Source organism: Mesorhizobium sp. M4A.F.Ca.ET.022.05.2.1 (assembly GCF_003998845.1).
In the GTDB taxonomy this organism is placed as follows: Bacteria; Pseudomonadota; Alphaproteobacteria; order Rhizobiales; family Rhizobiaceae; genus Mesorhizobium.
On the sequence record NZ_RZOJ01000217.1, the window covers coordinates 1 to 10,112 of the forward strand.

Annotated in this window: 11 protein-coding genes; 5 read left to right on the forward strand and 6 right to left on the reverse strand. The window is 65.9% G+C overall.

Translation table 11 applies throughout. From position 1 onward, the window contains the following. The coding region (locus EN745_RS21630; protein ID WP_145992088.1) for an MFS transporter at positions 1–306 on the reverse strand (306 nt) is incomplete at its 3' end. Between the two features lie 194 nt (positions 307–500). On the opposite strand from EN745_RS21630, the gene EN745_RS21635 reads away from it, so the two are divergent. The 4 genes from EN745_RS21635 (at position 501) to carB (ending at position 6,382) form a co-directional block, all read left to right on the forward strand. Continuing rightward, on the forward strand, positions 501–857 hold the full coding sequence (locus tag EN745_RS21635) for a helix-turn-helix transcriptional regulator (RefSeq protein WP_127422216.1): 357 nt from the start codon (positions 501–503) through the stop codon (positions 855–857). Next, positions 857–1,615 (forward strand): metallophosphoesterase family protein, encoded by a 759-nt coding sequence (locus tag EN745_RS21640; RefSeq protein WP_127422217.1) that lies wholly within the window; start codon positions 857–859, stop codon positions 1,613–1,615. Before EN745_RS21635 ends, EN745_RS21640 begins: the two co-directional genes overlap by 1 nt. A gap of 161 nt (positions 1,616–1,776) precedes the next feature. Continuing rightward, on the forward strand, positions 1,777–2,640 hold the full coding sequence (locus tag EN745_RS21645; RefSeq protein WP_127422218.1) for an SH3 domain-containing protein: 864 nt from the start codon (positions 1,777–1,779) through the stop codon (positions 2,638–2,640). A gap of 238 nt (positions 2,641–2,878) precedes the next feature. Further along, complete coding sequence (gene carB, locus EN745_RS21650; RefSeq protein WP_127422219.1) at positions 2,879–6,382, forward strand: carbamoyl-phosphate synthase large subunit; 3,504 nt, start codon at positions 2,879–2,881, stop codon at positions 6,380–6,382. A 53-nt stretch (positions 6,383–6,435) separates the two neighbouring features. Here the strand turns inward: carB and EN745_RS21655 are convergent, their stop codons facing one another. The 3 genes from EN745_RS21655 to EN745_RS21665 form a co-directional block, all read right to left on the reverse strand. Continuing rightward, positions 6,436–6,828, reverse strand: a complete 393-nt coding sequence (locus EN745_RS21655; RefSeq protein WP_127422220.1) for a RidA family protein — start codon at positions 6,826–6,828, stop codon at positions 6,436–6,438. 87 nt (positions 6,829–6,915) lie between these two features. Beyond that, positions 6,916–7,380 carry a cupin domain-containing protein gene (locus EN745_RS21660; protein ID WP_127422221.1) on the reverse strand — a complete coding sequence of 155 codons (465 nt, stop codon included), beginning with the start codon at positions 7,378–7,380 and terminating at the stop codon, positions 6,916–6,918. A 260-nt stretch (positions 7,381–7,640) separates the two neighbouring features. Continuing rightward, positions 7,641–8,192 (reverse strand): DUF4142 domain-containing protein, encoded by a 552-nt coding sequence (locus EN745_RS21665; protein ID WP_126058762.1) that lies wholly within the window; start codon positions 8,190–8,192, stop codon positions 7,641–7,643. A gap of 143 nt (positions 8,193–8,335) precedes the next feature. Between EN745_RS21665 and EN745_RS21670 the strand changes: the two genes are divergently transcribed. After that, on the forward strand, positions 8,336–8,674 hold the full coding sequence (locus EN745_RS21670; RefSeq protein ID WP_126058761.1) for a hypothetical protein: 339 nt from the start codon (positions 8,336–8,338) through the stop codon (positions 8,672–8,674). A gap of 244 nt (positions 8,675–8,918) precedes the next feature. Here the strand turns inward: EN745_RS21670 and EN745_RS21675 are convergent, their stop codons facing one another. Next, positions 8,919–9,401: a GNAT family N-acetyltransferase gene (locus EN745_RS21675; RefSeq protein ID WP_126058760.1), complete on the reverse strand. Its 483-nt coding sequence runs from the start codon at positions 9,399–9,401 to the stop codon at positions 8,919–8,921. A gap of 5 nt (positions 9,402–9,406) precedes the next feature. Next, positions 9,407–10,112: lytic transglycosylase domain-containing protein (locus EN745_RS21680; RefSeq protein ID WP_127422222.1), on the reverse strand; the 706-nt coding region annotated here is incomplete at its 5' end.

The following is a 10,112-nucleotide window of genomic DNA, read 5'->3' on the forward strand; positions in this document are numbered from 1 at the left end:
CGCAATGATCATGCGGGCGATCAACAGCAATTCGAACGACGAGCTCAGAGCCGCCACCACATTGCCGAGCACGAAGAACACGAGCGTCCACAGGATGACGCTGCGCCGGTCCCACTCGCCGGTCAAGGTCGCCAGGATCGGCGCGCCGAACGCATAGGCGAGCGCGAAAGCGGTGATCAGCGAGCCGGCGAGCGGAACGGAGATGCCAGCATCGGCCGCGATGTCAGGCAGAAGGCTGGAGATGACGAAGCCTTCGGTCGAGATCGCGAACGAACCGAGCGCAAGCCAGAAGATCCGCTTGTCCATGGGAGTGTCCTTTTAGTTCAAAAGTTATTGAACAATTGGACATGGCGACGCATGATGTCAATGAAGCCAGGGAAAAATAGCTGAACCCTGCTGACAGCCCTGTGTCAGGACTGGTCCGCGATGATCAGATCGTTTGCAACCGCCGCAGGAGGAGACGCGTTGAAGTTGGCTCTGTTTGTGCTTAATTCTCGGGCATGACACTGCCTCACCCAAATGCTGACCAGATCAGCCTGCCGATCGTGCTCGCCGTGCTCGGCGACCCGACCAGGCTTGCCATCGTGCGCTTTCTCGCCAGCAAGGAAGGCGTGCCGATGAACTGCAGCAAGTTCCTCGATCTCGGCTCCAAGACCAATCTCAGCTATCATCTGGCCAAACTGCGCGAGGCCGGCGTCACCCGCACCGAAGCTGTCGGCACCAACCGCATGATCACGCTGCGCCGCGACGACCTCGACCGCCGCTTCCCCGGCCTGCTCGACAGCGTCATTGCCGCCGCCGGCGACGACAAGGCGCTGCCCACGGTCGGCGCCGCCGAGATCGAGATCGGCGCCTGATGCGCATTGCGGTTCTCGCCGATATCCATGGCAATGTGCTTGCCCTCGATGCGGTGCTCGACGATCTCGAGCGCCGTGGCGGGGCCGACATCGCCGTCAATCTCGGCGACTGTGTCTCCGGCCCGCTCTGGCCGCGCGAGACGATGGAACGGCTGCAGGCGCTCAACCTGCCGACCGTGCGCGGCAACCATGACCGCCGCGTGGCGCAGGACCCCGCCGACGAAACGATGTGGCCGTCCGACCGCTACGCCCAGGACCGGCTGACGGTGGCGCAGCGCGAGGCGCTGCTCGCCTTGCCGCTCACGCTGGAGATCGCGCCCGGGGTGGTCGCCTTCCACGCCCGCCCCGACCACGATGAAAAGTATCTCGCCGATGCCATCACCGACGGCCAGCTGGTGCGCGCGCCGCTGGCCGCGATCAGGCGGCGCCTGAAGTCGCTCGACCGCGCCTGCCGCATCGTACTGTGCGGCCACAGCCATCGCGCAGAGCTGATCCGTATTCCCGGCGGCCCGGTCATCTTCAACCCCGGCAGCATTGGTTGCCCGGCCTATGATGATGACACGCCGCCGGCGCATGTCTCCGAGCAGGGCACCCCGCATGCGCGCTACGGCATCGTCGAACTCGGCGAGCACGGCCGCCCCGACCGCTTCGAGGCCATCGCCGTCGACTACGACCATGAGGCCGCGGCCAGGCAGGCCGAACAGGCGGGACGGCCGGAATGGGCGCACGCGCTCAGAACCGGATTCATGCAAGGCTGAGCTAGCTCATGCCGGGCTGAGCTTGCTCATGCCGGCCTGAGCCAGCTCGGAATTTTTCAGGGGTGACATGGCGCTGCCTCGTCTTCTATAAAACCGCCTCGGCAGGCGGCGGCGCCATAGCGCCAGCCTGCCAGATGGAACCTATCGGCCATGGCCAGGTGATGAGGCGCACGAATACGCCAGGAACGATGCTGGTCGCGTTTGCCGCCGCCCTTTTGCTGGCGACAGCCCTGCCGGCGAGAGCCGAGGATCCGTCCACCACCATCGTCTCCATCGTCACTGGCCTCGCGCCGGACGATCTCCTCAACATCCGCGTCACCGCGTCGGCGACCGGCAGGGTGCAAGGACGCCTGCCCGGCGGCGCCAGCGTGAAGAATTTCGGTTGCAACGAGGTCAACGGCAATCCCTGGTGCAAGGTCGAGGAGGTCGACAACCCGCAAGTGAAGGGATGGGCGCCGGCGCGCTATCTGACCCCCGGCAATCCGGCCACCGTGGACGATATGCCGACCGAGGACCCGTCGCCGGCCGCTGGGACGACGGACGCGCCCGCTGCTCCCGCGCCACCGCCCGACCTGACGGCGCGCTTCGGCGAGGTAGATCAGGGCGCGCCGAAATCCGCCGCCGCGATCGGCAGGACGGCGATGGAAGATGCCTATGGCCTTGCCTTCGCGGCAAGCGAAAACCCCTCGACCGGGGAAATCCCCGGCGAGACCGCGACCGTCGCGCGGCTCGAGCCGCCGCAGGCGCCAGACGATGCCGGGACCGGCATTCCCTGCGCCCGCTATGTGGGCCAGCCGATGACCCTCTGCAAGGCAAGGATCGAGCACAAGGGCGCGGACAAGGCCGATGTCACCGTGACCTGGCCCGATGGCGGAACGCGCCTCATCTCCTTCTACGGCGGGCTGCCGGCTGGCTCGGATTCGCCGGACGAATTCCGCTTCACCCGCGAGGGCAGCCTCAACATGATCCGTGTCGGCGTTTCCGAGCGCTTCGAGATCACGGACCAGCTTGCGCTGGGGAATTAGGGATTAGGCAGCAGGCAGTAGGGAATGGGCACCAGTCGCCTGAACCTTCCCTACCCCCACTGTCCAATCCCTGCTGCCTAACCCCTACTGCCTAATCCCGCATTTTCGGGGTTACATCCGGCAAAACTCTTCCCTATAAGGCCCTCCTAGCCTGATACCAGAATCACAAGCACAACCGGCCGGGTCCTCCCGTCCCGGCTTTTCGTGCAAGCCGCCCGCCGAACGGAACCCGTAGACCATGCCAAGACGCACCGACATCAAGTCGATCCTGATCATCGGGGCCGGCCCCATCGTCATCGGCCAGGCCTGCGAGTTCGATTATTCCGGCACCCAGGCCTGCAAGGCGCTGAAGGAAGAGGGGTTCCGCGTCATCCTTGTCAACTCCAACCCGGCCACCATCATGACCGACCCGGAGCTGGCCGACGCCACCTATATCGAGCCGATCACGCCGGAAGTGGTGGCCAAGATCATCGCCAAGGAGCGGCCGGACGCGCTGCTGCCGACCATGGGCGGCCAGACGGCGCTAAACACCGCCTTGTCGCTGCGCCGCATGGGCGTGCTCGAGCGCTATCAAGTCGAGATGATCGGCGCCGACGCGCACGCCATCGACAAGGCCGAGGACCGGGCGCTGTTCCGCCAGGCGATGAGCAAGATCGGGCTTGAGACGCCGCGCTCGATGCTGGCCAACGCCACCGACGTCAAGAATGCCGACCGCAAGACGCACGAAGCCGAGCGCGCGGCGCTGAAGGCCGAGAACCCCGACAATCTCGATGCCGCGCTCGATGCGCTGGAAACCCGCTGGAACCTCGGCGAAGGCGACCGCAAGCAGCGCTACATCAGCCATGGCATGGCGATCGCCGCTCAGGCGCTCGACCATGTCGGCCTGCCGGCCATCATCCGCCCCTCCTTCACCATGGGCGGCACCGGCGGCGGCATCGCCTACAACCGCGCCGAATTCTACGACATCGTCCAGTCCGGCCTCGACGCCTCGCCGACCACCGAAGTGTTGATCGAGGAGAGCGTGCTCGGCTGGAAGGAATACGAGATGGAGGTCGTCCGCGACCGGGCGGACAATTGCATCATCGTCTGCTCGATCGAGAACATCGACCCGATGGGCGTGCACACGGGCGACTCGATCACCGTCGCGCCGGCGTTGACCTTGACCGACAAGGAATACCAGATGATGCGCAACGCCTCGATTGCGGTGCTGCGCGAGATCGGCGTCGAGACCGGCGGCTCCAACGTGCAGTTCGCCGTCAATCCGGCCGACGGCCGCCTGGTGGTGATCGAGATGAACCCGCGCGTCTCGCGCTCGTCGGCTCTGGCCTCCAAGGCGACCGGTTTCCCGATCGCCAAGATCGCGGCAAAACTCGCCGTCGGCTACACCCTGGACGAATTGGAGAACGACATCACCGGCGGCGCGACGCCGGCCTCGTTCGAGCCGTCGATCGACTACGTGGTGACCAAGATCCCGCGCTTCGCCTTCGAAAAGTTCCCCGGCGCCGAGCCGGTGCTTACCACCGCCATGAAGTCGGTCGGCGAGGTTATGGCCATCGGCCGCACCTTCCAGGAGTCCTTGCAGAAGGCGCTGCGCGGACTGGAGACCGGCCTGACGGGTCTGGACGAAATCGAGATCCCCGGCCTTGGCCATGGCACCGCGCCTGCCAGCCACGTCGACGACCGCAACGCCATTCGCGCAGCACTCGGCACGCCGACGCCGGACCGGCTGCGCATGGTGGCGCAGGCGATCCGCATGGGCACCTCGCTGGAAGACGTGCACGCCATGTGCAAGATCGATCCTTGGTTCCTCGAGCAGATCGCAGGCATCATCGCCATGGAGGAACGCGTGCGCGAGCACGGCCTGCCGCAGGATGCCGCCAACCTGCGCATGCTGAAGGCGATGGGTTTTTCGGACGCTCGCCTGGGATCCTTGACGAAGAGCGACGCCGAAGCGGTTCAGAAGGTCAGAGAAAAGCTCGACGTCCATCCGGTCTACAAGCGCATCGACACCTGCGCCGCCGAGTTCGCCTCGCCCACCGCCTACATGTACTCGACCTATGAGGTTCCGTTCGCAGGCAGCCTCGCCAACGAGGCCAAGGTGTCGGCGCGCAAAAAGGTCGTCATCCTCGGCGGCGGCCCGAACCGCATCGGCCAGGGCATCGAGTTCGACTATTGCTGCTGCCACGCGGCGTTTGCGCTACGCGACGCCGGCTACGAGGCGATCATGGTCAACTGCAACCCGGAGACCGTGTCGACCGACTACGACACCTCCGACCGGCTCTATTTCGACCCGCTGACGGCGGAGGACGTGCTGGAGATCCTGCGCGCCGAGCAGGCGTCCGGCGAACTGGTCGGCGTCATCGTCCAGTTCGGCGGCCAGACGCCGCTCAAGCTCGCCGACGCGCTGGAGAAGGCCGGCATCCCGATCCTCGGCACCTCTCCCGACATGATCGACCTCGCCGAGGACCGCGACCGTTTCCAGAAGCTGCTGCACAAGCTCGGCCTGACCCAGCCGAAGAACGGCATCGCCTATTCGGTCGAGCAGGCCCGCCTCGTCGCCGGCGAGCTCGGCTTCCCGCTGGTGGTGCGCCCGTCCTATGTGCTCGGCGGCCGCGCCATGCAGATCATCCATGACGAGGGGATGCTGCAGACCTATCTGCTCGACACCGTGCCCGGCCTGGTGCCGGAGGACATCAAGCAGAAATACCCCAACGACAAGACCGGTCAGATCAACACGCTGCTGGGCAAGAACCCGCTTCTGTTCGACACCTATTTGACCGGCGCCATCGAGGTCGACGTCGACTGCCTCTGCGATGGCAAGGCGACCTTCGTCTCCGGCATCCTGGAGCATATCGAGGAGGCCGGCATCCATTCCGGCGACTCGGCCTGCTCGCTGCCGGTGCACGCGCTGCCTTCGGACCTTGTCGACGAGTTGGAGCGGCAGACGGCCGCCTTGGCTCGCGCGCTCAATGTCGGCGGCCTGATGAACGTGCAATACGCGATCCAGGACGGCACGGTCTATGTCCTGGAGGTCAACCCCCGCGCCTCGCGCACCGTGCCCTTCGTCGCCAAGACGATCGGCAGGCCGATCGCCAAGATCGCGGCCCGCATCATGGCCGGCGAGACGCTGGAAAACGCCTTCGCCCATTACGGCCCGATGCCCGACCCGCGCAATCCTGGCCACATCGCGGTCAAGGAAGCGGTGTTCCCCTTCGCCCGCTTCCCCGGCGTCGACATTCTGCTCGGACCGGAAATGCGCTCGACCGGCGAGGTGATGGGCCTCGACCGCGACTTCGCGCTCGCCTTCGCCAAGAGCCAGCTCGGCGCCAATGTCGACCTGCCGCGCTCCGGCACGCTGTTCGTCTCCGTGCGCGACGAGGACAAGAAGGGCATCCTGCCCGCCGTCAAGCGCCTCGCCGGCCAGGGTTTCAAGGTGCTCGCCACCTCCGGCACCGCCCGCTTCCTCGCCGAGAACGGCGTCGTCGCCGAAAAGATCAACAAGGTGCTCGAAGGCCGCCCCCACATCGAGGACGCCATCCGCAACCGCCAGGTCCAGATCGTCTTCAACACCACCGACGGCCAGAAGGCGGTGTCGGACTCCAAGTCACTGCGACGTGCCACGCTGATGCAGAAGGTGCCGTACTACACGACGCTGTCGGGCGCTGCTGCGGTCGCCGAGGCGATCGCGGCGCTGCGGGCCGGGAGCCTGGAGGTCACGCCGCTGCAGGAATATTTTGGGTGAAGTCAGTCATCAGCTTTCAACGCCCGCAAGTTCGATCAGGGACAACTCTCCCTTCACCCCACCGCCACACACTCGATCTCGATATCGAACTCCATCGGCCATGACGCTACCGGCACGAAGGTGCGCGACGGCGGGTTTTCGGGGAAGTGCTCTGCATAGACGCGGTTGATGGCGTTGTAGAAGCCGGCATTGGCGGCGTAGATGCGCACCATCAGCACCTTGTCCAGCGAGCTGCCCGCCGCATCCAGGCAATGCTTCATCGCCCTCAGCGACGCCTCGGCCTGCACCTCGATGTCGCCCTTGACCAGCTTGCCCGTCGCAACATCGAGCGGCGGCATGCCGGAGACGAAGACCAGCCCCGCCCCCCTGGTCACCAGCGACAGCGGCACGCCGAGCGCGCGCACAGCCGCCGACAGCACCGGCACTTCGACGATTTCCTTGGCCATGACAATCCTCCCTTGTCTGGGAGTGAGCTTATCGCCGCATCGGAGAAAAGCCAGCGGCGGCCTTCTCCCCTTGTGGAAGGGAAGAGGCTAGCCCTGCCCCGGATACGGCCTCCCATCCTTGTGCAAAAACCGTCCATCCGAGCTCGGGCTCATCATGTCGATGTCGGAGCAGGTTATGACATCCTCCGGATTGCGCGAACCAACTTCCAGATAGCGCGCGGTGGCCGAAGAGCGGTTGATCATGTGGTGCCCGTTGCCGCTGTTCTTGACGAAAGCAGCACTATCGCCCGCCCTGAGCAGCGTTTCGCGGCCGTCCTCGACCAGCGTCAGTTCGCCCTCCAGCACATAGACGAGCTCGTCCTCATGGCTGTGCCAGTGGCGCTGGCTCGACCAGCCGCCGGGCGGCAGCGTCATCAGGTTGACGCCGAAATCCTTCAGGCCGCCCGAGTCGCCCAGGCGGCGGCGCGTGCGCCCGGCGCAGGGCTGATCGAAGGGTGAAGGGTAGCCGGAACCCTTGCGGATTGGCACGGATGACAGGTCGATCTTGGGCATGGCAGGCTGCTCCATTGGTTCTACGCCGGCATTGTCGAAGCGCGCTCCCCTTCTCCCCTTGTGGGAGAAGGTGGCCGAGCGGAGCTCGGTCGGATGAGGGGTGCTCCAGCTTGGCGATGCGCCAGTTTTACAACCGTCCTGTCGGCGCCGGGAAGGCGCACAATCGCGACTGTCTCATTCCTTCCAACACCCCTCATCCGTCTCGGCGCTGGCGCGCCGATCCACCTTCTCCCACAAGGGGAGAAGGGAACGACTTGCCCTCACCCCTGATGCGCCACTGCCAGTTCCTTCACGTGCTTCTCATGCATCTTCAGCGTCGGCAGCGTCTTCTTGGCGAATTCCTTCATCGCCGGGTCGTCGCCCGATTTCGCATAGGTGCTGAACAGCGCGACCGCCTCCTTGTGCGCGTCCGTCTGCATCTTGATGTACTTCTGGTCGAACGCCTTGCCGCTCGCGCTCTTCAACTCGCCCAGCATCTGCTGTTCCTTAGGGCCGAGCGCGGGCCCGGCGGGCTTGATCGAGGCGGTGGTCTGGCCTTGGCTCAGCGCCGCCTTGAAATCCTCGCCCGCCTTGGTGTGGTCCGCGATCATCTCTCTGGCGAAGGCCTTGATGTCGTCGGAGGAGGCCTTCTCCTCGGCCAGCCTGCTCGACTGGATCTCGAATTCGTTGGCGTTGGGCACGGTGGTGACGAAGGTCTTTGTGTCGACCTTGCTGTCGGCAAGCATGGGCGCGACCTGGTTCGTCGATTGCGCCAGAGCGGCCGGCGCGCCGGCCAGCAGGGCTGCGACGGTCGCGGTCAGAAGGGTTTTCATCTGATGTCTCCCATCCGGGAATGGTCCCTCGCGATTCCAACGCCGCATCGGCAGCTGGGGTTGCGTTGATTTACACGCTGCACACAAGTCCAGCTTTCCTGCATTCTCGTCGTCAGCTTGGCTGCCAGGCCGGAGAGACGACCATGCACGACCCCGCCGAGATCGACCTGCGCAGCCCGCGGATCGTCGCCGACAACGCCGCCAAGGGCCTTAGGCTGCGCGAAAAATTCGGCCGCGGCGGCACCGAGATCGGCGTGGCGCGGGCGACGGAGCTGAAGAACCGGCGGAAGCTCTCGCCGTCGACGATCAGGCGCATGGTCAGCTATTTCGCCCGCCACGAGGTCGACAAAAAGGGCAAGAACTACGGCAACGAGCAGAACCCGTCGGCGGGCTACATCGCCTGGCTACTGTGGGGCGGCGACGAGGGTCGCGCCTGGGCGCTCGAGATCAAGCCCCGGATCGGCAACGCGCCGGATATCTGAGAAGACATGCGGCGAGGCGGGCCCCGAACCCGCCCCGGGACCCGCCGTGGAGTGGCTGACACATGCCGGCGCAGCCCACCCCAACGCCTTGCCAACGTGCGATCCGCCGATCGGCCGCTTGGCATGACGCTGGGTTAGCATTTGCAAGCAGCGGCTAATGTGAAGCCGTTCACAAAGCAGTCCTGCTTTCACGCCGCAAAGCGTCGATGTGACAAATGCCACCCTAACACCGGGAGCCGGCCGCTTATCCTTCCCAGTCGACCGGCATCATGCCCAGCCGCTCATAGAGCCGGACAGCAGTGGCGTTCTCCACTGTGTTGGTCTTGAGATCGACATGAGCGGCACCCCGGTCGCGGAAAGCGATGAAGGCCTGCCGCATCAGCGCCTCGCCGATGCCATGGCCGCGCGCTTGCGGATGGACGGCGAGGTCCTTGACGAAGGCTGTCGCCCAGCACAGTGCCGCCCCCGCCAGCCGGCCCTTGGCATCGATGACCAGGAAGCACAGCGCGGGGTCGAATCCGGCGTCGCCGGAAATGCGCGGCCACCACTCGTCGAACGGCCCGTCCGTGCCGTCGTCGAACACTTCGGAGAGCAGCGCATGCAGGGGCCGCGCGTCGGCGGGCTCGAAGCCGCGCATGACAAAGCCCTCCGGCCAGTGCGGCGGCGGCAGATCGTCGTCGAGGGTCTTGCGCAGCCGGATGTCGTCAGGTGCCGGCGGGCGCGGCATCGCGCTCAGGCGTCGGGCTGCAGGCGGCGGCGCGCGCGGTCAACGCCGAGGCCGGTCGCTTCCAGCAGGCCCTTGCGCTTGGCATCGTAATAATAGCCGCTCTGGTAGAGCCGGTCGGCGCGCTTTTCATCGCCCCCCGACACCAGCCAGGCGCCGCGCAGATACTTGACCGCATATTTGAGATTGGTCTCGGCGTCGAACAGACCGCTCGCCGGCCCGTCATAACCCATGCCGCGCGCCGTCGCGTGCTTGATCTGCATCAGACCCCAATGGCCGTGATTGTAGGCTTTCGGGTTGAAGGTGCTCTCGCGGTTGACGACATGGCGCACGAGATCGATGGGCACCTCGTAGAGCGCGGAGTATTTCTCGATCAGCCGCTCGATCTCGGCGCGCGGCCCGGTGGCGTGCGGCTGCGGCTCGCCCGGCGGGGCAAGCAGCGCCGGGTTCTGCGGCACGAAATAGGCGACCTGCTGGACGCCCGGCATCGTTGCCGCCTTCACCGCCTGGCCGGTTACGGGCATCGCCATCGCGGCCGTTGCGTAGGCGGGCATCGGCTTGACCGATCCCGGGCTGAGCGGCGAGGTGCCGGCCATCACGGCGGGCTGAGCGGCAAGCGGCGTCGATCCGGCGAAGGCGGCGGGCTGGGCAGGCAGCGGCAAGGGCTCGCCCGGCGTCGCCATGCCCGGAGCTGCCATGTTCGCATCGGCGGGG

Excerpts from the sequence above, each read along its gene's own strand:
- EN745_RS21640 (WP_127422217.1), top strand. The coding sequence starts at position 857 with ATGCGCATTGCGGTTCTCGCCGATATCCATGGCAATGTGCTTGCCCTC.
- EN745_RS21665 (WP_126058762.1), bottom strand. The coding sequence starts at position 8,192 with ATGAAAACCCTTCTGACCGCGACCGTCGCAGCCCTGCTGGCCGGCGCG.
- EN745_RS21660 (WP_127422221.1), bottom strand. The coding sequence starts at position 7,380 with ATGCCCAAGATCGACCTGTCATCCGTGCCAATCCGCAAGGGTTCCGGC.
- EN745_RS21675 (WP_126058760.1), bottom strand. The coding sequence starts at position 9,401 with ATGCCGCGCCCGCCGGCACCTGACGACATCCGGCTGCGCAAGACCCTC.
- EN745_RS21645 (WP_127422218.1), top strand. The coding sequence starts at position 1,777 with ATGAGGCGCACGAATACGCCAGGAACGATGCTGGTCGCGTTTGCCGCC.
- carB (WP_127422219.1), top strand. The coding sequence starts at position 2,879 with ATGCCAAGACGCACCGACATCAAGTCGATCCTGATCATCGGGGCCGGC.
- EN745_RS21635 (WP_127422216.1), top strand. The coding sequence starts at position 501 with ATGACACTGCCTCACCCAAATGCTGACCAGATCAGCCTGCCGATCGTG.
- EN745_RS21670 (WP_126058761.1), top strand. The coding sequence starts at position 8,336 with ATGCACGACCCCGCCGAGATCGACCTGCGCAGCCCGCGGATCGTCGCC.
- EN745_RS21655 (WP_127422220.1), bottom strand. The coding sequence starts at position 6,828 with ATGGCCAAGGAAATCGTCGAAGTGCCGGTGCTGTCGGCGGCTGTGCGC.